This is a genomic window from Pseudomonas sp. PDM27 (assembly GCF_019219205.1).
In the GTDB taxonomy this organism is placed as follows: Bacteria; Pseudomonadota; Gammaproteobacteria; order Pseudomonadales; family Pseudomonadaceae; genus Aquipseudomonas; species Aquipseudomonas laurylsulfatiphila.
Window position 1 is genome coordinate 52,358 of the sequence record NZ_JAHUWF010000003.1, and the last position, 24,748, is coordinate 77,105.

Here is a 24,748-nt window from a genome sequence, read left to right on the forward strand (position 1 = left end):
TTGTTTAGGCTGAATTCGAAGGCGCGCATAATAGTCGTCGCGGGATGCCCCGACCAGCGGTTTTCGATCAGAGGCTTTGCATTCCGAGCGATGAGGGGTTAACATCCGCAACCCTTAAAAACCGACGTCTTCAAGTGCTCTTTTGCCGCGAGGATGTTGACCCCGGTAATGAATGAAGGTAGCTCTGGATGCCAGCCGTCAAAGTAAAAGAGAACGAACCCTTCGACGTAGCTCTGCGTCGTTTCAAGCGCTCCTGCGAAAAAGCCGGTGTACTGGCTGAAGTTCGTAGCCGCGAATTTTACGAGAAGCCAACTTCTGAGCGTAAGCGCAAAGCAGCTGCTGCTGTTAAGCGTCACGCCAAGAAAGTTCAGCGCGAACAGCGCCGCGCCGTTCGTCTGTACTAATACACAGACGACCGTAGCAAGCTTCTGCCAAGCCCGGCCCTCAGCCGGGCTTATGGCATTTGCGTAAAACGCTTGATGCTTCACTGTCGAAGCCGCAGACGCGACCGAGACAAATCTGCTTCACCGCGTCAGACCTGGCTCTTTTGCCAGCGGTGCACGTCTTTTCTGACGAGCCTTTCAAGGCTACTGACGAGCACACCCACTGATTCCTCTCACGACGATCAGCCCAAGGCACCTGCTTGCGTGCCGAATGATGAGCTATCCGAGGCCTGTGATTGGCCGCAGCGGATTCAGCGCAACACATTCAAACAGTCGAATACTGAATGGCATTAACGTCAGTGGATTTTCGGCAGATACACTTCCCGACAGCGATTTCGCAGACGACACTGGTCGAGCCGCATACTTTGCGCGCCTCAATCAATGCCCGCGTTCGGTCGCCGTACGTTTCGGGCTCCTTTCAGCGCAGATGACGAGAACGCCATGGCCGGGCTAATTCCCCAGAGCTTCATTGACGACCTTCTGAACCGCACCGACATCGTCGATGTGGTCAGCTCGCGCCTGCAATTGAAAAAAGCCGGCAAGAACCACACCGCCTGCTGCCCGTTCCACAAGGAAAAGACACCCTCGTTCAGCGTCAGCCCCGACAAGCAGTTCTATTACTGCTTCGGCTGCGGCGCTGGCGGCAACGCCCTCGGCTTCATCATGGACCACGACAACCTGGATTTCGTCCAGGCGGTCGAAGAACTGGCCAAAGCCGCCGGCATGGAAATCCCCCGCGAAGAAAGCGGCCGCCCGCACAAGCCGCGGCAGCCGACCGATTCGCCGCTGTATCCGCTGCTCAGCGCCGCCGCCGACTTTTATCGCCAGGCCTTGAAAAGCCATCCATCGCGCAAGGCCGCCGTGGACTACCTGAAAGGTCGCGGGCTGACCGGCGAAATCGCCCGGGACTTCGGCCTGGGCTTTGCACCGCCCGGCTGGGACAACCTGTTCAAGCACTTGAGCAGCGATACCCTGCAACAAAAAGCCATGATCGATGCCGGCCTGCTGATCGAAAACGCCGAAAGCGGCAAACGTTACGACCGCTTCCGCGACCGAGTGATGTTCCCGATCCGCGACAGCCGCGGGCGTGTCATTGCCTTTGGCGGCCGGGTATTGGGCGACGACAAGCCGAAGTACCTCAACTCCCCGGAAACCCCGGTATTCCATAAGGGCCAGGAACTCTACGGCCTGTACGAAGCGCGCAAGACCAACCGCAACCTCGACGAGATCATCGTCGTCGAGGGCTACATGGACGTCATTGCCCTGGCCCAGCAAGGCCTGCGCAATGCCGTCGCGACCTTGGGTACCGCCACCAGCGAAGAGCACCTCAAGCGGCTGTTTCGCGTCGTGCCCAGCGTGCTGTTCTGCTTCGACGGCGATCAGGCTGGTCGCAATGCGGCATGGCGAGCACTGGAGGCAACACTTTCGAGCCTGCAGGACGGTCGTCGTGCACGTTTTCTGTTCCTGCCCGAGGGCGAGGATCCGGACACCCTGGTCCGCTCCGAAGGCACTGACGCCTTCCGCGCACGGATCAACCAGCATGCACAACCTCTGGCCGATTACTTCTTCCAGCAATTGACGGAAGAAGCCGACCCGCGCTCGCTCGAGGGCAAGGCCCACATGGCCACCCTCGCCGCACCGCTGATCGACAAAGTCCCGGGCGCCAACCTGCGCACCCTGATGCGCCAGCGCCTGAGCGAAATCACCGGCTTGAGCGGCGAAGCGGTGAGCCAGTTGGCACAAAGCGCCCCGCAGGAAGCACCGCCGGCCTACGATCCGGGCATCGATTACGACGCGATGCCCGATTACAGCGACTATCATCAGCCGCAGGCACAGGACATGTATGTGCCGCAGCAGGAATGGACGCCAAAGAAGCCCGGTGCAGGAGGCAAGAAATGGGACAAGAAACCGTGGGACAAGAATGGCAAACGGGGCGGTGATCGCGATCAACCCCGCGCGCCACGGGTGCCCGCCGCCGTAGAACCGCCGACCCTCGCCGCCTTGCGCACGCTGCTGCATCACCCGCAACTGGCCGAGAAAGTCGAGGATGCCGGGCACTTCGCCGCCGAGGATCACACCAACACACAATTGCTGGTGGCGCTGCTCGAGGCCGTGCAGAAGAATCCCAAGCTAAACTCAATTCAGCTGATTGCCCGCTGGCACGGCACAGAGCAGGGCCGCTTGCTCAAGGCCCTGGCGGAAAAGGAATGGCTGATTGATGGAGACAACCTTGAACAACAGTTTTTCGACACCATTACTAGCTTGTCAGCCCGCCAACGCGAGCGAAACCTGGAACAACTTCTTCGAAAAGCACGTCAAAGTGAATTGAGCACCGAAGAGAAAAACCAACTGCGCGACCTTTTAAGTCGCAATGTTTCCGCATCAAACCCGACCTCAACTGGCGCGTGAGGTCATAGCTCAGGTATAATCCTCGGCTTGTTTTTTGCCCGCCAAGACCTTCAGTGGATAGGGTGTTATGTCCGGAAAAGCGCAACAGCAGTCTCGTATCAAAGAGTTGATCACACTTGGTCGTGAGCAGGGCTACCTGACTTACGCGGAGGTCAACGACCACCTGCCGGAGGATATTTCAGATCCGGAACAGGTGGAAGACATCATCCGCATGATCAATGACATGGGGATCAACGTATTCGAGGTTGCGCCAGATAAGGATTCCCTTATGCTGGCCGACGCCGATACCGACGAAGCCGCAGCCGAAGAGGCCGCTGCAGCGTTGGCTGCGGTCGAGACCGACATTGGTCGCACTACCGACCCGGTGCGCATGTACATGCGCGAAATGGGTACGGTGGAGCTCCTCACGCGTGAAGGCGAAATTGAAATCGCCAAGCGTATTGAAGAGGGCATCCGTGAGGTGATGAGCGCCATCGCGCACTTCCCTGGCACGGTTGATCATATTCTCTCCGAGTACACCCGCGTCACCACCGAAGGTGGCCGCCTGTCCGACGTCCTGAGCGGTTATATCGACCCGGACGACGGCATCGCGCCGCCTGCGGCAGAAGTGCCGCCACCGATTGACGCGAAAGCCGTCAAGGCGGATGACGACACCGACGACGAAGACGGTGAAGCCTCGGATGACGAGGAAGAAGCCGAAAGCGGTCCGGATCCGATCATCGCCGCCCAGCGTTTTGGCGCCGTGGCCGATCAGATGGAAATCACCCGCAAGGCGCTGAAAAAGCACGGTCGTCACAACAAGGCAGCGATTGCCGAGTTGCTGGCCCTGGCCGACCTGTTCATGCCGATCAAACTGGTGCCGAAGCAATTCGAAGCCCTGGTCGAGCGTGTTCGCAGCGCCCTGGATCGCCTGCGTCAGCAAGAGCGTGCAATCATGCAGCTCTGCGTTCGTGATGCACGCATGCCGCGTGCAGACTTCCTGCGCCAGTTCCCGGGCAACGAAGTCGACGAAAGCTGGAGTGACGCCCTGGCCAAAGGCAAAAGCAAATACGCTGAAGCCATTGGCCGCCTGCAGCCGGACATCGTCCGTTGCCAGCAGAAGCTGACTGCGCTGGAAACCGAAACAGGTTTGACCATCGCCGAGATCAAGGACATCAACCGTCGCATGTCGATCGGTGAGGCCAAGGCCCGCCGCGCGAAGAAAGAGATGGTTGAAGCCAACTTGCGTCTGGTGATCTCGATCGCCAAGAAGTACACCAACCGTGGCCTGCAATTCCTCGATCTGATCCAGGAAGGCAACATCGGCTTGATGAAAGCGGTAGACAAGTTCGAATACCGTCGCGGCTACAAGTTCTCGACTTATGCCACCTGGTGGATCCGTCAGGCGATCACTCGCTCGATCGCCGACCAGGCCCGCACCATCCGTATTCCGGTGCACATGATCGAGACGATCAACAAGCTCAACCGCATTTCCCGGCAGATGCTGCAGGAAATGGGTCGCGAACCGACCCCGGAAGAGCTGGGCGAACGCATGGAAATGCCTGAGGACAAGATCCGCAAGGTATTGAAGATCGCTAAAGAGCCGATCTCCATGGAAACCCCGATCGGTGATGACGAAGACTCCCATCTGGGTGACTTCATCGAAGACTCGACCATGCAGTCGCCAATCGATGTTGCAACCGTTGAGAGCCTTAAAGAAGCGACTCGCGAAGTGCTGTCCGGCCTCACTGCCCGTGAAGCCAAGGTACTGCGCATGCGTTTCGGTATCGACATGAATACCGACCACACCCTCGAAGAGGTTGGTAAACAGTTTGACGTGACCCGCGAGCGGATTCGTCAGATCGAAGCCAAGGCGCTGCGCAAGTTGCGCCACCCGACGAGAAGCGAGCATCTGCGCTCCTTCCTCGACGAGTGATCACAAAACCCCCGGCCCAGGCCGGGGGTTTTGTTTTATGGCAGATTAATATCTCCACACCTCCCCCTCCGCCCTATAGCCCGTCTACACTCGAAGCATTCCCAAGAGCCATAACGAGACCGTTATGCCCAGACTGCCGACCGTGCTTTTTTTGCTGTCGCTCATGACCTGGACCGCAACGGCTGGCGCGCTGACTCTAACTGAGGATGAACGTAGCTGGCTGGCGGCTCACCCGGACTTGCGCCTGGGTGTCGATGCATCGTGGCCGCCCTTCGAGTTTCGCGACGATGAGGGCCGCTACCAGGGCCTTGCCGCGGATTACATCGAGGTCATTCGCCAACGGCTGAAAACCCGGCTCACGCCCATCGAGCCGGTGAGCTGGACCGCCGTCCTGGAACAAGCCAAAAAGGGCAAAATCGACCTGCTGCCGGGCATCATGTCGACCCCGGAACGCCAGAAATACCTGTCGTTCACCCGCCCCTATCTGGATTTTCCGATCGTCATCCTGGCCCATGTCAGGGGCGCCCAGCCACACAAATTGCAAGACCTGTATGGCCTGAAAATCGCCGTGGTGGAAAACTACGCCCCCCACGAACTGCTGCGAACCCACAATCCCGACCTGAACCTGGTGGCGATGCCCAACGTCAGCTCGGCGTTACAGGCGCTGGCCACCGGTGCAGTGGATGCGGTGGTGGGCGATCTAGCGTCCAGCGTCTGGAGCCTGCGTCAGCTCAAGCTCGACGGCTTGTATGTCAGCGGTGAAACCCCCTATCGCTATCAACTGGCCATGGCAGTACCCCGCGACAACGCAATCCTCGTCGGCATTCTCGACAAAGTCCTGGCGGACATGAGCCCCGCCGAAATCAGCGCCATTCAGGAGCATTGGGTCGGTAACGTCATCGATCATCGGACATTCTGGAATGACCTGCTTATGTATGGCCTGCCCGGATTGCTGTTGCTGACCCTGGTATTGGCGTCGGTTATCCGCATCAACCGCCGCTTGAGTTCGGAAATCGCCCGCCGGGTCGATCTTGAACAGGAACTGCGCAGCAGCGAGTACCACTACCGTGGCCTGGTAGAGAGCCTGTCGGCCATCGCCTGGGAAGCAAAGGTCACCGACTACACCTACAGCTATGTATCGCCCCACGCCGAAGATCTTCTTGGCTATCCCCTCTCCCATTGGCTGATTCCGGGCTTCTGGCGCAACATCATTCACCCCGCCGACCTGATTCGTGCCCAGACTTTCTGCGATCACGAAGTGCTGGCCGGGCGCGATCACAGCCTCGATTACCGGGTGATCACCGCCGACGGGCGCTGCCTGTGGGTGCGCGATATCGTCAGCCTGATCGAACACGGACATGAGCCGGTGATGCGCGGGCTGATGATTGACATCACCGATGCCAAGCGCACCGAAGAAGCGCTGCGCTTGTCAGAACAGAAATTCGCTTCCGTGTTCCAGCAATGCCCTGACATTCTGGTGATCGCCCGCCTGAGCGACGGTTGCCTGCTGGAGGTCAACGAAGCGTTCGAAGAACAGATCGGCCTCAAGGCCGAGGACGTCATTGGACTGACCGCCACCGACCTGAACATCTGGGGGATTCCCGGCGTTGGGCCGGGTCTGTTGCAACGCTTGCAGGCCGGCAGCATCCGCAACCTGGAAATGCCCTTTCGTCGCAGCAACGGCCAGGTGTTCACCGGGCTGATCTCCGCTGAACCGTTCGACCTCGACATGACACCGGCACTGGTGGTCGTGGTGCGAGACATCACACAGCTCAAGGAAACCCAGCAACAACTGCAAACGTCCGAAGAAAAGTTCGCCAAGGCTTTCCATGCGTCCCCCGACGGCCTGTTGCTGTCGCGGCAAAGTGACGGTTTGCTGTTGGAGGTCAACGAGGGTTTCAGTCGCATCACCGGATTCAACAGCGCCATGTCGGTGGATCGCTCGGTGTTGGACCTGGGGATCTGGGTCAATCTCAATGAACGCAAACAAATGCTCGACCTGCTGCATCGGGACGGTTTTGTCCGCGACTTCAGTTGCCATATCCGCCGCAGCGACGGGCAGATCCGTCTCTGTGAGGTGTCCAGCCGTCCGCTGCCGATCGGCGATGACGACTGCATGCTGACCATCGCCCGGGACATCACCGAGCGGCACCTGATGCAGGAAAAACTGCAACAAGCCGCGACCGTGTTCGAAAGCACCGCCGAAGGCGTGTTGATCACCGATACCCAACAGCACATCAGCGCGGTCAACCGTGCCTTCACCGAAATCACCGGTTACAGCGAAAGCGAAGCGCTGGGCCACACGCCACGGCTGCTCGCTTCGGGCTTGCATGACAGCGCGTTCTACGCGGCCATGTGGCATCAATTGACTGCCGAAGGTCATTGGCAGGGCGAGATTTCCAATCGGCGCAAAAATGGCGAGCTGTACCCGAGCTGGCTGACCATCAGCGCCGTGCGCAACCGTGACAAGTTCATCACCCACTTTGTCGCGGTATTCGCCGACATCTCCAGCCTCAAGCATGCCCAGGCCAAGCTCGACTACCAGGCGCACCACGACCCGCTGACCGGCCTGCCGAACCGCACGCTGTTCGAAAACCGCTTGCTGATGGCACTCAACAACCAGCAGGAGAACGGCGGCCAGGGCGCCGTGCTGTTCCTTGACCTTGACCGCTTCAAGCACATCAACGACAGCCTCGGCCACCCGGTGGGCGACCTGCTGCTCAAGGGCATTGCCGTACGTCTCAAGGAGCAGTTGCGGGACATCGACACCGTGGCACGCCTGGGCGGTGACGAGTTCATTATCCTGCTGCCGGGCCTGCAACAACCCAGTGATGCCGACAACATCGCCACCAAATTGCTCAATTGTTTCGCCGCGCCGTTCCAGGCCGGCGAACACGAGTTTTTCATCAGCTCCAGCATCGGCACCAGCCTCTATCCCAAGGATGGCTGCGATGTTGCCACGCTGATCAAGAACGCCGACGCAGCGATGTACCGCTCCAAAGCCAAGGGCCGCAACCGCGTCGAAAGCTACACCCGCGACCTCACCGCCCAGGCCAGCGAACGCGTGGCGCTGGAACATGAACTGCGCCGCGCCATCGAACGCAACGAGTTGCACCTGTGCTACCAACCGAAAATCAGCCTCGTCGACTACAGCCTGGTCGGCGCCGAAGCCCTGATCCGCTGGCGCCACCCGACCTTTGGCGACGTGCCGCGGGAACACTTCATCCCGCTGGCTGAAGAAAACGGCATGATCCTGCAAATCGGCGACTGGGTCCTGGAAACCGCCTGCCGGCAGATGGCCGAATGGCACCGGCTGTACGAAAGCCCCGGCCCGCTGTCGGTCAACCTTGCCGGCGCCCAATTGCGCCAGCCCAACCTGCTGGGCCGCATCGAACAGTTGCTCAAGGACAACGGCCTCAACCCCGGATTCCTGCAACTGGAAATCACCGAAAACTTCATCATGAGCCAGGCCGAAGAAGCGCTGGCGGTGCTGCATCAACTCAAACATCTGGGCGTGCAACTGGCCATCGATGACTTCGGCACCGGCTACTCGTCCCTGAGCTACCTCAAGCGCCTGCCGCTGGACATCCTCAAGATCGACCAGTCCTTCGTCCGCGGCCTGCCGGACGACCCCCACGATGCGGCAATCGTACGCGCCATCATCGCCCTCGGACGCAGCATGCAATTCACCGTGATTGCCGAAGGCGTCGAGACCCAAGCGCAACAGCAATTCCTCGCCGCCGAGGGCTGCGAACAGATCCAGGGCTACATTGTCAGCCTGCCCTTGCCCCCCGACGAATTCGCCGCGACGTTTCTTCGTACAACCGTAATGGCTTTTTCGGATAGCACAGCCGCGAAACCGTCGCTATAATCCGCGACCTACTGAGGGCCTATAGCTCAGTTGGTTAGAGCAGAGGACTCATAATCCTTTGGTCCACGGTTCAAGTCCGTGTGGGCCCACCAAACAAGAAAGCCGCGCATTGCGCGGCTTTTGCGTGTCTGGATAGACCGAAACAGTAGAGCCATTTGTTAATCGTTCAGCTGGCAAAGTTCTCGATCTTTACCTGGCCCTCGGGGAAAGTGGCGATGATTTCCAGCTCGCCCCCCATGGCGCGGATGTAGTTGCGCAAAGTACTGATGTACATGTCCGTTCGCCGCTCCATCTTGGAGATCGCCGCCTGGTTGACATGCAGTGTCCTGGCCAGTGTGTCCTGACTCAACGCTTGCGCCTGACGCAACTCGTGCAACGGCATTTGAGCTCGTAGCTTCTGATGCAAGGCCTCGACACGCGCTTGAGACTCTGGAGAGCGACGTGCCACCAAATCAGCAAATTTTTTAGCCATTGTCATAGCCCTCTTTCATCAATGTTTCCAAGTGCTCGTCGTAGAGACGCTCGGCCAGTGGCACGTGTTCCGCATACCAACGCTCCTGGCCGGTTTTATCACCGCCAATCAGCAGGATCGCGCTGCGCCGTGGATCAAACGCGTACAGCACACGGTACGGCCTGCCAGCGTGCTGCACCCTTAACTCACGCAGGTTGCCATGCCGTGAACCCTTGATATCGCTGGTATGCGGAAAACCCAAGTGTGGGCCATCCTCGCCCAGCAACATCACCGTGGCCTGAACCGAGTCCTGTTCGGCCTCGTTCAGGCGATCCCACCAGGCCTCAAATTCATCCGTGTATTCGACGTCCCATTTCATACAAATATGCCACCAAAGGAATATAACCTCAAAGGAATAAATTTATGAGCTTCAGCGGTGCCCAACCACCCTGAGTCCCCTGTCAATTGTTAGCGATGGTTACTGGCGGGGCGGCCTCATGACAACGCGGATACCAGGCGTTTGGCGCAACGACTCAAAGGATGCACCGGCCTGGAAAATCGCTCGTCGTGCCAGTCTTCGTTTACTGAGGGTGTCGAAATATCGGATGACGCCTTAGGACCTTGTAGGCAAACTCCGAATCTTGCTTTTGGGCACTTTGCCGCCTTGTTGCGCTTTTCTTTGACGGGATAGTCTCCGGACGTCGCTGAGCATTCAGCGATCGGGCTTGGAAACCCGTCGGATCACAGCGCAACAGCATCCCCACCACGATTCCAGACGTTTTTTGACGACTGCGAACCCTGTGTTATGGCAGCTGTGCGCGGGACGCCTTTGGGCGTGCCGGATCTTTGGTCCCCGGTTTCCAACCTGCGCACAGCCGCCACCCATTCGCTTGGAAACGAACGTGGCGACTCCTCTAACGCTGGAGTATGACCATGACCAAAACAGATTCGCCCGCACCCTCAGAGCTGAAAACCATTGGCTTCACGCCCTTCCTGTTTCTCTCGGACCAACCACTGTTCCACGTCTGCCACAACGTCCCCATCGCCGACGCCCTGGCCCAAGCCTCCGACCTGCTCTACCTCGCCAAGTCCCTGACCGTGGACGCCGCCTACGCTCAAGACTCCGACCGCCACGCCTGGGCCGCGCACTACCTGACGACGATGAGCAAAGCGGTGATTGATGATGTAGTGAAGGTGTTGATGCGCAGACCTGCTCAAACGAGAGCACAAGCAGATCAATAGAATAAACAGAGCCTGAAAATTCCCAAAAAGGGACCGAGCGTTCCCTTTTTGGGACTGATAGGGCCAGGCTCTTCAGTCCAAACACATCACGATGGTATGGGCTGCACGGCCCGCAGCCGTTCCAGCATCGGCCCGGTGAACACCACCTCATACGTATCCGCCGCCCGCCCCCATTGCTCCACAAGAGCCATACCGTCCACCAGCGCCCCTGCCAATTCGGCAATCGTCTCGGCCTGATCCTCGATGATTTTTTGCGTCCGACCCCACACCCGATCAGTCATCGCTTTAAGCTCCGCCGTTATGCGCTCGTTCGACGCCGAATCGGTATCGGGGTAGACGATGTTGCGCAGCAGATGCTGAAGCTCCCTGATTTTTGCGTAGTCCTGTTCCGCCCCCTGCTCGCCTTTGAGGATGGCGGTGGCTTTGAGCTTGTCGACGTGTTTTGCGGTTGAAGATTTTGAAGCGAGTGTCTGCGCCATAGCGCCCGCCAGGAGCACCATCATCCGGGCTTCCAGATGTTCCTTCATGGCATCTATCGACAAAATGGGGCGCACCAGCGTAATGGAGGCCCCACCCTGGTGGCGCAAATCCCTGGTCACGGTCAGGGTCACGCCGCCCGTTTCAAATCCCAGGGCGCGGGCCACCACGTAGTGCCCCATTTCGTGATGGGCGATCTGCAATGCGCGGTCGCGTACAGCGGCAGGCAGGTTCGTCGTCATGTCCATTGCCTCGGATCCTTCGTACTCGCATTCGACTACGAGTGACGGTCGCTGTCCATCCTGTCGCCCCGCACAATCATGTAGGAGCGAGCTTGCTCGCGATGGACTTGAACGCGCCGCGGCCATTCAGACAGCACGCGTTATCGTTAACGTCCATCGCGAGCAAGCTCGCTCCTACACCACCTTACTTGGGCAAAGCGTAGGCAATCACATAATCCCCACGATCCGTCGACTGACGCGCACCGCCCACCGTCAGCAGGATGTACTGCCTGCCGGTTTTCGGTGAAACGTAGGTCATCGGCCCGGACTGGCTGCCCACCGGCAAGCGCGACTTCCAGATTTCGTTGCCGTTGCCGGTGTCGAAGGCGCGCAGGTAGAAGTCCTGGGTGCCGGCGAAGAACAGCAGGCCCGACTGGGTGGCGAGCGATGCGCCGAGGGTCGGCATGCCGATCGGGATCGGCAGGTGCATGCGGATGCCCAGCGGGCCGGTGTCCTGTACGGTGCCGACCGGGACTTGCCACATCAGTTTGTGGGTCTTGAGGTCGATGGCGGACATGGTGCCGAACGGTGGTTTCTGGCACGGAATGCCAACCGCCGAGAGGAAGCGCTCGCGCATGGCGCCGAACGGTGTGCCTTCCTGCGGCACCACGCCCATTTCGATGCCGCTGGCTCCGGCTTTGATCTTGTCGCGCGGGATCATGTAGTTGGCCAGGCCCAGGCGCATGTCGTTGACGAACATGTAGCTGGTGTTCGGATCAACCGAGACACTGCCCCAGTTCATGCCGCCCAGCGAGCCCGGGAACTGCAGGGCGCGGTCCATGCCCGGCGGGGTGTAGACGCCTTCGTGGCGCATGCCTTTGAACTGGATGCGGCACATCAACTGGTCAAACGGCGTGGCGCCCCACATATCGGACTCGGTCAGGGTCTTGTTGCCGATTGACGGCATGTCGACCGAGAACGGCTGGGTTTGCGAATAGCGTTCGCCGGGAACCTTGCCTTGTGGCACCAGACGTTCTTCGACGCGGGCAATCGGTACGCCGGTTTCGCGGTTGAGCAGGAAGATCTCGCCCTGCTTGGTGACTTGCGCCAGGGCTGGCTGGGTCCCGCCCTTGTCGTCCGGCACGTCGTACAGCAGCGGTTGCGCCGGCAGGTCGAAGTCCCACAGGTCGTGGTGAGTGGTCTGGAAGTGCCAGCGCACCTGACCGGTTTTCACGTCGATGGCGACGATGGACGAGCTCCACTTGTCGTCGAACTCGGTGCGTTGACCGCCGAAGAAGTCTGGCGTTGCGTTGCCGGTCGGCAGGTAGACCAGACCGAGTTTGGCGTCGTAGGACATGGCCGACCACACGTTCGGCGTGCCACGGGTGTAAGTCTCACCGGCGGGCGGACGTTTAGTGGTGTTCGGATTGCCCGGATCCCACGCCCACACCAGTTCGCCGCTGCGCACGTCGTAGGCACGCACCACGCCCGGCGGTTCGCCGGTGGAGTAGTTGTCGGCCACGCGGCCGCCAACGATCACCACGTCCCCTGCGACCAATGGGGTCGAGGTTTGCTGGTAGTAACCGGGCTTCACTTCGCCCATGTCGGTGGTCAGGTCGACGGTGCCTTTGTTGCCGAACTCTTCGCAGGGCTTGCCGGTGTCGGCGTTGATGGCGATCAGACGGGCATCGCCGGTCGGCAGAAACAGACGTTTCGTACAGGCGGTTGGCTGATTGTCCGAAGACGCCGGGGTTTCGGAGTAGCCCAGGCCACGGCAGCGCTGCCAGTTGGGCGCGGTGCCTTGCGGGTCGAATTTCCAGCGCTGGGCGCCGGTGTCGGCATCCAGAGCGAAGACTTTGCCGTAGGCGGTGCAGGTGTAGACCGTGTCACCGATCTGCAGCGGGGTGTTCTGGTCTTCGGCGCCGGCACCGGTGCTTTGCGGGATATCGCCGGTGCGGAAGGTCCAGGCGACCTGCAACTTGTCGATGTTGCCCTTGTTGATCTGGTCCAGCGCGGCAAAGCGGTTGCCGGCGGTGGTGTTGCCCCAGTGCGCCCAGTCTTTCTGCTCGGTGCCCGGCAGGACCGGCGTTACCGCAGGTTCAACGGAGGCCTTGACCACGTGGGTCGGCACGAACATGTAGGCCATCGTCGCTACAACGCCCACACCCAGAATGCCGGCCAGACCGTAGGCGCCACGCCCGCCGGTCGCGCCCGAAGCGCGGACCAGGGTCGGATAGATCAGCGCCACCACCAGACCGATCACGGCGAAGGTCAGCACCCGCGAGACCAGCGGCCAGTATTCAAGACCGGCATCCCATACCGCCCAGATCGCGGTGAGGACCAGCGCCACACCATACAGCCAGGCGCCCAGCGGCTTGCGACGGGCAATCAACAGGCCGGACACCAGCATCGCCAGGCCCATCAGCAGGAAATACCCACTGCCGCCCAGCGCAATCAGATAGCCGCCGCCACCCGCCAGGCCGAGCCCGATCAGTGCAATCAGCACACCCAGCCCCGCCAGCAACCATTTGCTGCCGGCGGCAGCCCCAGAATTGTTCATGTCGGACATTTTCCCCATTTGTGACAAGGGCGGAATAATGTACTAACTGGTTACTTATGGCAATTTGTCGCAGGCAGAAATGTCATGAACGGTACGGAGGCTGGATCAGGGATCCGTCGCGAGCGTCATACAGAATCTGCCTGTAACATGCTTGCGCACTGATCCATGCCGCTGGAGATAACGCTTTGCCTGACACTCGCCCGCCCGTTCTCGACGAAATCGACCGCCAGTTGATTGCAGCCCTGCAGATCAATGCTCGCGAGAGCGTGGCCATGCTCGCCCGGCAACTGGGCATCGCCCGCACCACCGTCACCTCGCGCCTGGCGCGGCTGGAAAAAGCCAAAGTGATCACCGGTTACGGCGTGCGCCTCGGGCAGCGGGTGGTGGACGGCGGGTTGCAGGCGTATGTCGGGATCACGGTGCAACCGCGTTCCGGCAAGGAGGTGTTGCGCCGCCTGAGCGCGATGGCGCAGGTACAGCAGCTGTGTGCGGTGAGTGGCGAATTTGATTATGTGGCGTGGTTGCGCACCGATTCGCCGGAGCAGCTGGATCAGTTGCTGGATCAGATTGGCAGTGTGGATGGGGTGGAGAAGACTACGACGTCGATCATCTTGAGCAGCAAGATTGATCGGGGGCAGCCGGTTTGAGTTTGTGCCGATGGTTTGGTGGTGTCTGGTCGGGCCTCTTCGCGGGCAAGCCCGCTCCCACAGTGGACAGTGTGTACATCGATATCGTCATATTGACCAATAAAATGGCAAAACGACGACACTTTGCGTCTTATTAACGTGTTCTGTGCTCTCTAGAATGGCGGGCATCTTTTCCTATACTCAGATGCGCATTCCGCGTCGGGTCGCCAGCAAGGTCAGCCATGAACAAGAACAATCGCCATCCTGCAGACGGTAAAAAACCAATCACCATTTTCGGCCCGGACTTTCCCTTCGCCTTCGACGACTGGATCGAACACCCGGCTGGCCTGGGCAGTATTCCCGAGCACAATCACGGTGCCGAAGTGGCGATTGTCGGCGGCGGGATTGCCGGTCTGGTGGCCGCGTATGAGCTGATGAAACTGGGGCTGAAACCGGTCGTCTACGAAGCCTCGAAAATGGGTGGCCGTCTGCGTTCCCAGGCCTTCAACGGCGCCGAAGGCATCGTGGCCGAACTGGGAGGCATGCGCTTCCCGGTGTCGTCCACCGCGTTCTATCACTACGTCGACAAGCTCGGCCTGGAAACCAAACCGTTCCCCAACCCGCTGACGCCTGCATCGGGCAGCACGGTCATCGACCTCGAAGGCCAGACCCATTACGCACAGAAGCTGTCGGACCTTCCTGCGCTGTTCCAGGAAGTGGCTGACGCCTGGGCCGACGCCCTGGAAGCCGGCTCGCAGTTCTCGGATATCCAGCAAGCCATTCGCGACCGCGACGTGCCGCGCCTCAAGGAACTGTGGAACACCCTGGTGCCACTGTGGGACGACCGCACCTTCTATGATTTTGTCGCCACTTCCAAAGCCTTTGCCAAGCTGTCGTTCCATCACCGCGAAGTGTTTGGCCAGGTCGGTTTCGGCACCGGCGGCTGGGATTCGGACTTCCCCAACTCGATGCTGGAAATCTTCCGCGTGGTGATGACCAACTGCGACGATCACCAGCACCTGGTGGTCGGCGGCGTGGAACAGGTGCCACAAGGCATCTGGCGCCATGTGCCGGAGCGTTGCGCGCACTGGCCGGCCGGTACCAGCCTCAGCTCCCTGCACAGCGGCGCGCCGCGCACCGGCGTGAAGAAGATTGCCCACGCACCGGGCGGCCGTTTCGCCGTCACCGACAACTGGGGCGACACCCGCGAATACGCCGCCGTGTTGACCACGTGCCAGAGCTGGCTGCTGACCACCCAGATCGAATGCGACGAAACCCTGTTCTCGCAAAAGATGTGGATGGCCCTGGACCGCACCCGCTACATGCAATCGTCGAAAACCTTCGTGATGGTCGACCGCCCGTTCTGGAAGGACAAGGATCCGGAAACCGGCCGCGACCTGATGAGCATGACCCTCACCGATCGCCTGACCCGTGGCACCTACCTGTTCGACAACGGCGACGACAAGCCAGGGGTGATTTGCCTGTCGTACTCGTGGATGAGCGACGCGCTGAAAATGCTCCCGCACCCAGTGGAAAAACGCGTGAAACTGGCGCTGGATGCACTGAAGAAGATCTACCCGAAAGTCGACATCGCCGCACGGATCATTGGCGATCCGATCACAGTGTCCTGGGAAGCCGACCCGCATTTCCTCGGCGCGTTCAAAGGCGCACTGCCCGGTCACTACCGCTACAACCAGCGCATGTACGCGCACTTCATGCAGGACGACATGCCGGCAGAACAGCGCGGGATCTTCATCGCTGGCGACGACGTCTCGTGGACGCCAGCCTGGGTTGAAGGCGCGGTTCAGACCTCGCTCAACGCGGTGTGGGGCATCATGAAACACTTCGGCGGTGCAACTCACGCCGAGAATCCGGGTCCAGGAGATGTATTCAACGAGATCGGACCGATCGCCCTGCCCGAGTAAGAGGAATCCGAAATGCGCGTAGCCCTTTACCAATGTCCACCGTTGCCGCTGGATGTCACCGGCAACCTGCAACGCCTGCAACAACTGGCGCTGGAGGCAAAAGGCGCGGACCTGCTGGTACTGCCGGAGATGTTCCTGACCGGCTACAACATCGGCGTCGATGCCGTCAGCGTGTTGGCGGAGGTGTACAACGGTGAGTCGGCGCAGCAGATCGCGCGCATTGCCAAGGCAACCGGGATTGCCATCTTGTATGGCTATCCCGAGCGCACCGGGGACGGGCAGATCTACAACGCCGTGCAGTTGATCGACGCCAATGGCGAGCGCGTGTGCAACTACCGCAAGACGCACTTGTTCGGCGACCTCGATCACTCGATGTTCAGTGCAGGTTCCGATGAGTTTCCCATCGTTGAGCTCAACGGCTGGAAACTCGGTTTCCTGATCTGCTACGACCTGGAGTTTCCGGAGAATGCCCGACGCCTGGCCCTGGGCGGCGCCGAGCTGATTCTGGTGCCGACCGCGAACATGATTCCGTTCGATTTCGTCGCCGATGTCACCGTGCGTTCCCGCGCCTTCGAAAACCAATGCTATGTGGCTTACGCCAACTACTGTGGCCATGAAGGCGACATCCACTATTGCGGCCAGAGCAGCATTGCTGCGCCGGATGGCAGCCGTATCGCTCAGGCGGGACTGGATGAGTCGCTGATTGTCGGTGAGCTGGATCGACAGTTGATGGTCGATTCCCGTGCCGCCAATCGCTACCTGATCGATCGTCGTCCCGAGCTTTACGGCGAGCTGAACAAGTCCTAATCCGCTAGCATTGGCACTTCACTGTTCTGGAAGTGCCCATGCCCGCGCTGAATCACCCTCGCCCCCACACTGAAACCCTGGCCAACGGCTTGCGGGTGACGCTGCGTCATGCCCCGAATCTGAAGCGTTGCGCAGCAGCGTTGCGGGTCGCCGCGGGCAGCCATGATGTGCCGCTGGCGTGGCCGGGACTGGCGCACTTTCTTGAGCATCTGCTGTTTCTGGGGACCGAGCGTTTTCCTGCCGGGCAAGGGTTGATGGCCTACGTCCAGAGTCATGGCGGCCAGATGAACGCTCGCACCAGCGAGCGCACCACGGACTACTTTTTCGAACTGCCACCCCAGGCATTTGCCGGTGGGCTGGAGCGTCTGTCAGACATGCTCGCCCATCCGCGTATGAATCCGGACGATCAGCTGCGGGAACGGGAAGTGCTGCAGGCGGAATTTGTCGCCTGGTCGCAGGATGCGGCGGCGCAACAGCAATTTGCACTGTTCGACGGACTGGCAGAAGCACATCCGCTTCGCGGTTTTCATGCCGGCAATCGCGCCACCCTGCCTGTCGAGCTGCCCGAGTTTCAGCAGGCCCTGCGGGATTTTTATCAGCGGTTTTACCAGACCGGGCAGATGACGTTGAGCCTGGCCGGACCGCAAAGCCTCGATGAACTAAGGACCCTGGCTGAAGCGTTTGGTAACGTCATCGCCCAGGGAGAAAGCATTGAGCAACAGGCTCCTGTGCCACTGATGTCGGCTTCAGAAAGAAGTTATCAACAGGCTGAAGCACGGCGACTGGATTGGCTGTTCGCCCTCGAATCGCTGCCCGAGACTTGCGCCGAGGCGCTGGCATTCTTGTGCCACTGGCTGAATTCGGCAAAACCCGGTGGCTTGTCGGCGGACCTGCGCGAGCGCGGGCTGGCCGATCACCTGAAAGCCCAGCCGCTGTACCAGTTCGCAGGACAAGCCTTGCTGCATATCGAGTTCACGTTGCCGGCCAATGGGCTGCCGACAGGGATTCACGAACGCCTTTTGGACTGGCTGAGCTTTTTTGCCCAGCAAGACTGGACCCCGTTGCGCGAAGAATACGCAACCCTGCTCCAGCGCCAGCAACAGGTCAGCAGCGCCTTGCAATTGGCCCGACTGGACAGCGAACAACGCGAAGTCGGGTTATCTGGCCAAGGCGTTACAGCGCTCAAGCAAATCCTCACTCAAATCGGCGCTGTGGATAACTTCAGCGGCCCATGGCAGTTACCCGCACCCAACCCGTTCCTGCGCACCGAAGCGCCCGCGTCCAACGCCGGACTGATTCGTGGCCAGACCAGCGCCCACCGCGGCCTGCGTACCTTTGCCCAGGATCGCTCGCGCAGTCGTCGTGAACGTTCGCCGATGCAATTCAACCAGGCCTTGCCGGACAACAGCGCAGAGGGTGCGATTTATCTGCGCTGGCGTCTGGACTCGAGTCCCGCCGACGCCCTTCAATCCCGACTGGAAAATAACCTGCAACCGCTGTGCGAAGACGCGCGTCAGGCCGGTGTGGATGTTTCCTTCAGTGCCTCGGGCAACGAATGGCTGCTGAAAATGACCGGACTGCAGGACCCGATGCCCAGCGTTCTGGAGCATGCGCTGAAAGAGCTGACACAACCTGACGCTGCAGTCTCACAAGCCGCGCCGGAGAGCGTCGCACTGATACCCATTCGACAACTGCTCAAGGTATTGCCCGATCACTGCCTTGCGCACACCGCGAACACGGACGACGCGCAGCAACTCTGGTCGAGTGCACGCTGGGATGGCCTGGCGATTGGCCTGTCCGCCCAGACTCAAGCGGCCATGGGCCTGGCCTTAAGCCGTATACCTGGTACGCCGGACAATCAATTGACCCCGCCGCCAACCATCCGGTCACAACGCCTGTGGAGCGCCATCGACAGCGATTCCAGCGAGCACGCACTGCTACTGTTTTGCCCTGCCGTGACCGGGGAATTGGCCGACGAAGCCGCGTGGCGTCTACTTGCGCACTTCTGTCAGACGCCGTTCTACCAGCGCCTGCGAGTGGAATTGCAACTGGGCTATGCGGTGTTCAGCGCCCTACGCCAGATTCACGGGACAACCGGATTACTGTTCGGCGTGCAATCACCGAACGTAGCGCCGGCAGATCTGCTGCAACACATCGAGCAGTTCCTCAGCGATCTGCCAATGCTGATCAATGCCCTCGATGACAACGCGTTCATCGCCGGGCGCCAGACCCTGGCCGAGCAATTTTCCCAGGCTGCCTTGCCCACTGCCCAGGCTGCGGAATTGCTTTGGCAGGGCAAGCTGGGCGGCCGCTCGTCGGATTATCTGACGCAATTGCCCGAGGCCATTTTGCAAATTGACCGGGTCGCTCTACTGGCGGCGGCCCGACGCCTGAATCAGGCCGAGGGCGGCTGGCGCTGCCTGGCCAGTTCCACCAGCCCAGGCACCCCATGGCAAGCGGCAAAATGATCATTACCGGGGCAGTAAGGAGCTTTCTCAAAGTTTCACGGGCAATCTCTTTGAAATTTTGAGTAACATAGCAACCTAACTATTTGGAACATCTCTGACCTGAGGTGGACTAAACCTATAGATAGCGCTGTCCCACCTACTTGAAGGAGTTCAATTGATGGCCTGGACCAAACCTGCCTACACCGACCTGCGTATCGGCTTTGAAGTCACCATGTACTTCGCAAGCCGCTAATCTCTGCCAAGGCAGATGTGCAGCACAACGCCTCGGTTATCCGAGGCGTTTTATTTTCAGCGTTGAAATGATGGAGCGTCCATGTTTGTCCAGATTCTAGGTTCCGCCGCCGGCGGCGGCTTCCCCCAGTGGAACTGCAACTGCGTGAACTGCGCAGGCTTTCGCGACGGCAGCCTGCGGGCCAAGGCGCGGACGCAGTCGTCCATCGCGATTTCCGATGACGGCGTGAACTGGGTGCTGTGCAACACCTCCCCGGACATCCGCGCCCAACTCCAGGGTTTCGCCCCGATGCAGCCGGGCCGGGCCCTGCGCGATACCGGGATCGGCGCGATCATCCTGATGGACAGCCAGATCGATCACACCACCGGCCTGCTCATGCTGCGCGAGGGTTGCCCGCATCAGGTCTGGTGCACCGACATGGTCCACGAAGACCTGAGCACCGGTTTTCCGCTGTTCACCATGCTCAACCACTGGAATGGCGGGCTGACCTGGAATCGTATCGAACTCGACCAGAGCTTCAGCGTACCGGCCTGCCCGAACCTGCGCTTCACCCCGCTGCCTTTGCGCAGTGCCGCGCCGCCGTACTCGCCGCACCGCTTCGATCCGCATCCGGGCGACAACATCGGCCTGATCGTCGAGGACCTCAACACTGGCGGCAAACTGTTCTACGCACCGGGTCTGGGCAAGGTGGATGCCGCGCTGCTGGAGATCATGGCCGGCAGCGATTGCCTGCTGGTCGACGGCACGCTGTGGGATGACGATGAAATGCAGCGTCGTGGCGTAGGCACCCGCACCGGTCGGGAGATGGGCCACCTGGCGCAAAACGGCCCCGGCGGCATGCTCGAAGTGCTGGAGCAACTGCCCACGCAGCGCAAGGTGCTTATCCACATCAACAACACCAACCCGATTCTCGATGAAGACTCGCCCGAGCGCGCGGAGCTGGATCGGCGCCAGGTTGAAGTGGCGTATGACGGCATGAGTATTGTGCTGTAGCGGAGGGCCCCTTCGCGGGCAAGCCCGCTCCCACAGTTGACCACATCCCCCTGTGGGAGCGAGCTTGCTCGCGATGAGGCCGGCACAGGCACTAGACCTCTACGGTTGTTTCCCGGAGAACCGCAATGACTGACACCCCGATGTCCCCCGCCGAATTCGAAGCGGCCCTGCGCGCCAAGGGCGCCTACTACCACATCCATCACCCCTACCACGTGGCGATGTACGAAGGCCGGGCGACCCGCGAGCAGATCCAGGGCTGGGTCGCCAACCGCTTCTACTATCAGGTGAACATCCCCCTGAAAGACGCGGCCATCCTGGCGAATTGCCCTGACCGCGAGATCCGCCGCGAGTGGATTCAGCGCCTGCTCGACCACGACGGCGCGCCCGGTGAAGACGGCGGCATCGAAGCCTGGCTGCGTTTGGGCCAGGCCGTCGGCCTCGACCCGGACCAGTTGCGCTCCCAGGAGCTGGTACTGCCCGGCGTGCGCTTCGCCGTGGACGCCTACGTCAACTTTGCCCGCCGCGCCAGTTGGCAGGAGGCCGCCAGCAGCTCGCTGACCGAACTGTTCGCCCCGCAAATCCACCAATCGCGCCTGGACAGTTGGCCGCAGCATTACCCCTGGATCGACCCGGCCGGATACGAGTATTTCCGCACGCGCCTGGGTCAGGCACGGCGTGATGTCGAGCACGGTCTGGCGATCACGTTGCAGCACTACACCACCCGTGAAGGCCAGGAGCGCATGCTGGAAATTCTCCAGTTCAAACTGGACATTCTTTGGAGCATGCTCGATGCCATGAGCATGGCCTACGAACTGAAACGCCCGCCGTATCACAGCGTGACCGGGGAGCGGGTCTGGCACAAAGGAATCACCTTATGAGTTTCGATCGCAGCAAGACCCCGACCTGGCGTCCCGGCTACCGCTTCCAGTACGAACCGGCGCAGAAAGGCCACGTGCTGCTGTACCCGGAAGGCATGATCAAGCTCAACGAAAGTGCCGCACTGATCGGTGGTTTGATTGACGGTGAACGGGATGTCGCGGCGATCATCGCCGAACTCGAGCAACAGTTCCCCGGCGTACCCGAGCTCGGTGACGACATCGAGCAATTCATGGAGGTGGCCCGTGCGCAGCACTGGATCGAACTTGCCTGATTCATCAGTGCAAGTGCCGCCCAAACCGGAAGTCGGCCTGCCGCTGTGGCTGCTCGCCGAACTGACCTATCGCTGCCCGCTGCAATGCCCGTACTGCTCCAATCCGCTGGATTTCGCCGAGCAAGGCAAAGAGCTGAGCACCGAACAGTGGATCAAGGTATTCCGTGAAGCGCGGGAAATGGGCGCGGCGCAACTGGGCTTTTCCGGTGGTGAACCGCTGGTGCGCCAGGACCTCGCCGAGCTGATTACCGAAGCCCGCCAACTGGGTTTCTACACCAACCTGATCACCTCCGGCATCGGCCTCACCGAGCAGAAAATCAGCGACTTCAAGAAGGCCGGCCTCGATCACATCCAGATCAGTTTCCAGGCCAGCGACGAGCAGGTGAACAACCTGCTGGCCGGCTCGAAAAAGGCCTTCGCACAAAAACTGGAAATGGCCCGGGCGGTGAAGGCCCATGGTTATCCGATGGTGCTGAACTTCGTCACCCATCGGCACAACATCGACCAGATCGACCGCATCATCGAGCTGTGCATTGCACTGGAAGCGGACTTCGTCGAGCTCGCCACGTGCCAGTTCTACGGTTGGGCACAACTCAATCGCGTCGGGCTATTGCCGACCCGGGAGCAACTGGTGCGCGCCGAACGCATCACCAATGAATACCGCGCCAAACTGGAAGCCCAAGGGCATCCGTGCAAGCTGATTTTCGTCACCCCGGACTATTACGAAGAACGCCCGAAAGCCTGCATGAACGGCTGGGGCAGTATTTTTCTGACGGTCACACCGGACGGAACCGCCCTGCCCTGTCACGGTGCCCGACAGCTGCCGGTGCAGTTTCCCAACGTGCGTGACCACAGCATGCAGCACATCTGGTACGACTCGTTCGGCTTCAATCGCTTTCGCGGTTATGACTGGATGCCCGAGCCGTGCCGCTCCTGTGACGAGAAAGAAAAAGACTTCGGCGGCTGCCGCTGCCAGGCGTTCATGCTCACCGGTGATGCCAGCAACGCCGACCCGGTGTGCAGCAAGTCGCCACAACACGGCGTGATCCTCAAGGCTCGCGAAGAAGCCGAACACGCGACCCAGACCATCGACCAACTGGCCTTTCGCAATGAACGAAACTCACGCCTCATCGCCAAAAGCTGAACCTTTCAGCGCTGCAAAAGCCGTGGCTGCCGGTATCGATTTTGCCGAATTGCAGGTCGGGCCAAACGGCCTGTTCTGGAACGAGTACCGCCCCGAAGACGCGGCGTGCCGGATCTGGCATTGGCGTGAAGGCACAGCGAAATGCCTGACGCCGCCGGGGTTCAGCGTGCGCAGTCGGGTGTACGAATATGGCGGTGGAGCCTTTTGTCTGACGGACGACGGCATCGTTTTCGTCAACGAAGCCGACCAACAGTTGTATCGGCAAACACTGCAAGACGAAGCGCCCGAAAAGCTGACGTCCGGTGCGTGCCGCTTTGGCGACCTGCAGTTCGCCAACGGGCAGGTGCTGGCGGTCGAGGAGCATCGCGACCAACACCGACTGGTGGCGATCGATCTGTTGGATGGCGCACGCCACCTGCAGGCCGAAGGTGCTGATTTCTACGCGGCACCGACGCTGAGCCCTGATGCCCGGCGCCTGGCCTGGATCGAATGGAGTCGCCCGGATCAGCCATGGACAGCAACCCGCTTGATGGTTGCCGAACGCCTCGCCCATGGCGGCTTTGCCGAGGCGCGTTGTGTGGCGGGCGACGGTGCTCAAGAGTCGGTGCAACAACCACGATTTGATGCCGACGGTCGCTTGTACTGCCTGACGGATCGCGGCGGTTACTGGCAGCCATGGGTGGAATCCGGGAAAGGCCTGAGCCCATTGCCAAGTGCCAACGCCGACCATGGCCCGGCACCCTGGCAACTCGGCGGTAGCACCTGGTTGCCGCTGGGCGACGACAGATATCTGGCCAGTTGGACCGAAGGCGGGTTTGGCCGTTTGGGCATAGGCGGCGACTCCTGCGCCGACTTCACCGGCGACTACAGCCGCTTCCGCCATCTCGCGGTGGATGGGCAATTCATTTATTGCATAGCAGCGTCGCCCGCCAGTTCAAGCGCCGTCATTGCCATCGACCGTCAAAACCGGCAAGTGAAGGTCCTGGCCGGCGGCATCGCACCGCTTCCTCCCGAACGGATCAGCCGCCCGCAGACCTTGCGCTACCCCAGTGGCTCAGGCGAAGCACACGGCTTCTTCTACCCGGCAATGACCGGCGAGGCGAAACCGCCACTGGTGGTGTTCATCCATGGCGGCCCGACGTCGGCGTGCTACCCAATGCTCGATCCGCGCATCCAGTTCTGGACACAGCGGGGCTTCGCCGTGGCCGACCTCAACTATCGCGGCAGCAGCGGTTATGGCCGGGCCTATCGTCAGGCACTTCATTTGAGTTGGGGTGATGTGGATGTCGAAGACGCTTGCGCCGTGGTCAGTTACCTCAACGAACGGGGCCTGATCGACGGCAACAAGGCCTTCATTCGCGGCGGCAGCGCCGGCGGCTACACAACGCTTTGCGCGTTGGCGTTTCACAACGTGTTCTGTGCCGGTGCCAGTCTGTATGGCGTCAGTGACCCGGTAGCACTTGGGCGCGCGACCCACAAATTCGAAAGCGACTATCTGGACTGGTTGATCGGCGATCCTCTGCTGGACGCCGAACGCTACACCGCCCGCACTCCGCTGCTGCATGCCAGCAACATCCGCGTGCCGATGATCTTCTTTCAAGGAGAACTGGATGCCGTGGTCGTCCCGCAACAGACCCGCGACATGGTCGCGGCGCTGCAGGACAACGGCATCCTGGTCGAAGCGCATTACTACGCAGAAGAACGCCATGGCTTTCGCAAGGCCGGCAATCAAGCCCATGCGCTGGAGCAGGAGTGGTTGTTTTATCGAAGGGTGATGGAATTGGCGAACTGAATTTGGCGCCTGGGGCGCGCCC

The 24,748-nt window shown here is 60.5% G+C and carries 19 protein-coding genes and 1 tRNA gene; 16 read left to right on the forward strand and 4 right to left on the reverse strand.

The window, feature by feature from the left end; translation table 11 throughout:
• The first annotated feature begins 188 nt into the window (after window positions 1–188).
• The 5 genes from rpsU (at window position 189) to KW838_RS08115 (ending at window position 8,730) form a co-directional block, all read left to right on the forward strand.
• On the forward strand, window positions 189–404 hold the full coding sequence (gene rpsU / locus KW838_RS08095) for a 30S ribosomal protein S21 (RefSeq protein ID WP_002551877.1): 216 nt from the start codon (window positions 189–191) through the stop codon (window positions 402–404).
• Window positions 405–884: 480 nt separating this feature from the next.
• Window positions 885–2,852, forward strand: coding sequence for a DNA primase (gene dnaG, locus KW838_RS08100; protein WP_007980233.1), 1,968 nt, complete (start codon window positions 885–887; stop codon window positions 2,850–2,852).
• A gap of 67 nt (window positions 2,853–2,919) precedes the next feature.
• Complete coding sequence (rpoD, locus tag KW838_RS08105; RefSeq protein WP_007980239.1) at window positions 2,920–4,767, forward strand: RNA polymerase sigma factor RpoD; 1,848 nt, start codon at window positions 2,920–2,922, stop codon at window positions 4,765–4,767.
• Between the two features lie 124 nt (window positions 4,768–4,891).
• Window positions 4,892–8,638 (forward strand): bifunctional diguanylate cyclase/phosphodiesterase, encoded by a 3,747-nt coding sequence (locus KW838_RS08110; protein WP_218500852.1) that lies wholly within the window; start codon window positions 4,892–4,894, stop codon window positions 8,636–8,638.
• A gap of 15 nt (window positions 8,639–8,653) precedes the next feature.
• Window positions 8,654–8,730 (forward strand) — tRNA-Ile (locus KW838_RS08115).
• 74 nt (window positions 8,731–8,804) lie between these two features.
• Here KW838_RS08115 and KW838_RS08120 read toward each other — a convergent pair.
• Together KW838_RS08120 and KW838_RS08125 are read right to left on the reverse strand one after the other, a co-directional pair.
• Window positions 8,805–9,110 carry an XRE family transcriptional regulator gene (locus KW838_RS08120; protein ID WP_007980287.1) on the reverse strand — a complete coding sequence of 102 codons (306 nt, stop codon included), beginning with the start codon at window positions 9,108–9,110 and terminating at the stop codon, window positions 8,805–8,807.
• On the reverse strand, window positions 9,103–9,468 hold the full coding sequence (locus KW838_RS08125) for a type II toxin-antitoxin system RelE/ParE family toxin (RefSeq protein WP_015097075.1): 366 nt from the start codon (window positions 9,466–9,468) through the stop codon (window positions 9,103–9,105). Before KW838_RS08125 ends, KW838_RS08120 begins: the two co-directional genes overlap by 8 nt.
• A 554-nt stretch (window positions 9,469–10,022) precedes the next feature.
• Here KW838_RS08125 and KW838_RS08130 point away from each other — a divergent pair.
• Entirely contained in the window at window positions 10,023–10,331 is a 309-nt protein-coding gene (locus KW838_RS08130; protein ID WP_218500853.1) for a DUF3077 domain-containing protein, read from the forward strand.
• 86 nt (window positions 10,332–10,417) lie between these two features.
• Here the strand turns inward: KW838_RS08130 and KW838_RS08135 are convergent, their stop codons facing one another.
• Together KW838_RS08135 and KW838_RS08140 are read right to left on the reverse strand one after the other, a co-directional pair.
• Window positions 10,418–11,050 (reverse strand): peptidase M41, encoded by a 633-nt coding sequence (locus KW838_RS08135; RefSeq protein WP_218501014.1) that lies wholly within the window; start codon window positions 11,048–11,050, stop codon window positions 10,418–10,420.
• A gap of 184 nt (window positions 11,051–11,234) precedes the next feature.
• A complete protein-coding gene (locus KW838_RS08140) occupies window positions 11,235–13,589 on the reverse strand; it encodes a glucose/quinate/shikimate family membrane-bound PQQ-dependent dehydrogenase (protein WP_218500854.1) in 2,355 nt (784 codons plus the stop codon).
• Window positions 13,590–13,774: 185 nt separating this feature from the next.
• Here KW838_RS08140 and KW838_RS08145 point away from each other — a divergent pair, with 185 nt between their 5' ends.
• The 10 genes from KW838_RS08145 (at window position 13,775) to KW838_RS08190 (ending at window position 24,726) form a co-directional block, all read left to right on the forward strand.
• Window positions 13,775–14,236, forward strand: a complete 462-nt coding sequence (locus KW838_RS08145) for an Lrp/AsnC family transcriptional regulator (RefSeq protein ID WP_007980298.1) — start codon at window positions 13,775–13,777, stop codon at window positions 14,234–14,236.
• Between the two features lie 221 nt (window positions 14,237–14,457).
• Window positions 14,458–16,140, forward strand: coding sequence for an NAD(P)/FAD-dependent oxidoreductase (locus tag KW838_RS08150; RefSeq protein ID WP_007980300.1), 1,683 nt, complete (start codon window positions 14,458–14,460; stop codon window positions 16,138–16,140).
• Between the two features lie 12 nt (window positions 16,141–16,152).
• Window positions 16,153–16,947, forward strand: coding sequence for a carbon-nitrogen hydrolase family protein (locus KW838_RS08155; RefSeq protein WP_218500855.1), 795 nt, complete (start codon window positions 16,153–16,155; stop codon window positions 16,945–16,947).
• 38 nt (window positions 16,948–16,985) lie between these two features.
• Window positions 16,986–19,415 carry a pyrroloquinoline quinone biosynthesis protein PqqF gene (gene pqqF / locus KW838_RS08160; protein ID WP_218500856.1) on the forward strand — a complete coding sequence of 810 codons (2,430 nt, stop codon included), beginning with the start codon at window positions 16,986–16,988 and terminating at the stop codon, window positions 19,413–19,415.
• A 157-nt stretch (window positions 19,416–19,572) separates the two neighbouring features.
• Window positions 19,573–19,647, forward strand: a complete 75-nt coding sequence (gene pqqA / locus KW838_RS08165) for a pyrroloquinoline quinone precursor peptide PqqA (protein WP_003444522.1) — start codon at window positions 19,573–19,575, stop codon at window positions 19,645–19,647.
• Between the two features lie 81 nt (window positions 19,648–19,728).
• On the forward strand, window positions 19,729–20,640 hold the full coding sequence (pqqB, locus tag KW838_RS08170) for a pyrroloquinoline quinone biosynthesis protein PqqB (RefSeq protein WP_218500857.1): 912 nt from the start codon (window positions 19,729–19,731) through the stop codon (window positions 20,638–20,640).
• A 125-nt stretch (window positions 20,641–20,765) separates the two neighbouring features.
• Window positions 20,766–21,518 (forward strand): pyrroloquinoline-quinone synthase PqqC, encoded by a 753-nt coding sequence (gene pqqC, locus KW838_RS08175; protein ID WP_007993179.1) that lies wholly within the window; start codon window positions 20,766–20,768, stop codon window positions 21,516–21,518.
• The gene (pqqD, locus tag KW838_RS08180) at window positions 21,515–21,790 is read left to right on the forward strand and encodes a pyrroloquinoline quinone biosynthesis peptide chaperone PqqD (RefSeq protein WP_007980311.1); all 276 of its coding nucleotides are present in this window, start codon (window positions 21,515–21,517) and stop codon (window positions 21,788–21,790) included. The genes pqqC and pqqD overlap by 4 nt, the downstream gene beginning before the upstream one ends.
• A complete protein-coding gene (gene pqqE, locus KW838_RS08185) occupies window positions 21,762–22,934 on the forward strand; it encodes a pyrroloquinoline quinone biosynthesis protein PqqE (RefSeq protein WP_102700163.1) in 1,173 nt (390 codons plus the stop codon). The genes pqqD and pqqE overlap by 29 nt, the downstream gene beginning before the upstream one ends.
• On the forward strand, window positions 22,900–24,726 hold the full coding sequence (locus KW838_RS08190; RefSeq protein ID WP_218500858.1) for a S9 family peptidase: 1,827 nt from the start codon (window positions 22,900–22,902) through the stop codon (window positions 24,724–24,726). Before pqqE ends, KW838_RS08190 begins: the two co-directional genes overlap by 35 nt.
• Window positions 24,727–24,748: the final 22 nt, after the last annotated feature.

Bases quoted from the DNA above. Each gene is read 5' to 3' on its own strand.
- rpsU (WP_002551877.1), top strand. From the start codon at position 189: ATGCCAGCCGTCAAAGTAAAAGAGAACGAACCCTTCGACGTAGCTCTG.
- dnaG (WP_007980233.1), top strand. From the start codon at position 885: ATGGCCGGGCTAATTCCCCAGAGCTTCATTGACGACCTTCTGAACCGC.
- rpoD (WP_007980239.1), top strand. From the start codon at position 2,920: ATGTCCGGAAAAGCGCAACAGCAGTCTCGTATCAAAGAGTTGATCACA.
- KW838_RS08110 (WP_218500852.1), top strand. From the start codon at position 4,892: ATGCCCAGACTGCCGACCGTGCTTTTTTTGCTGTCGCTCATGACCTGG.
- KW838_RS08120 (WP_007980287.1), bottom strand. From the start codon at position 9,110: ATGGCTAAAAAATTTGCTGATTTGGTGGCACGTCGCTCTCCAGAGTCT.
- KW838_RS08125 (WP_015097075.1), bottom strand. From the start codon at position 9,468: ATGAAATGGGACGTCGAATACACGGATGAATTTGAGGCCTGGTGGGAT.
- KW838_RS08130 (WP_218500853.1), top strand. From the start codon at position 10,023: ATGACCAAAACAGATTCGCCCGCACCCTCAGAGCTGAAAACCATTGGC.
- KW838_RS08135 (WP_218501014.1), bottom strand. From the start codon at position 11,050: ATGACGACGAACCTGCCTGCCGCTGTACGCGACCGCGCATTGCAGATC.
- KW838_RS08140 (WP_218500854.1), bottom strand. From the start codon at position 13,589: ATGAACAATTCTGGGGCTGCCGCCGGCAGCAAATGGTTGCTGGCGGGG.
- KW838_RS08150 (WP_007980300.1), top strand. From the start codon at position 14,458: ATGAACAAGAACAATCGCCATCCTGCAGACGGTAAAAAACCAATCACC.
- KW838_RS08155 (WP_218500855.1), top strand. From the start codon at position 16,153: ATGCGCGTAGCCCTTTACCAATGTCCACCGTTGCCGCTGGATGTCACC.
- pqqF (WP_218500856.1), top strand. From the start codon at position 16,986: ATGCCCGCGCTGAATCACCCTCGCCCCCACACTGAAACCCTGGCCAAC.
- pqqB (WP_218500857.1), top strand. From the start codon at position 19,729: ATGTTTGTCCAGATTCTAGGTTCCGCCGCCGGCGGCGGCTTCCCCCAG.
- pqqC (WP_007993179.1), top strand. From the start codon at position 20,766: ATGACTGACACCCCGATGTCCCCCGCCGAATTCGAAGCGGCCCTGCGC.
- pqqD (WP_007980311.1), top strand. From the start codon at position 21,515: ATGAGTTTCGATCGCAGCAAGACCCCGACCTGGCGTCCCGGCTACCGC.
- KW838_RS08190 (WP_218500858.1), top strand. From the start codon at position 22,900: ATGAACGAAACTCACGCCTCATCGCCAAAAGCTGAACCTTTCAGCGCT.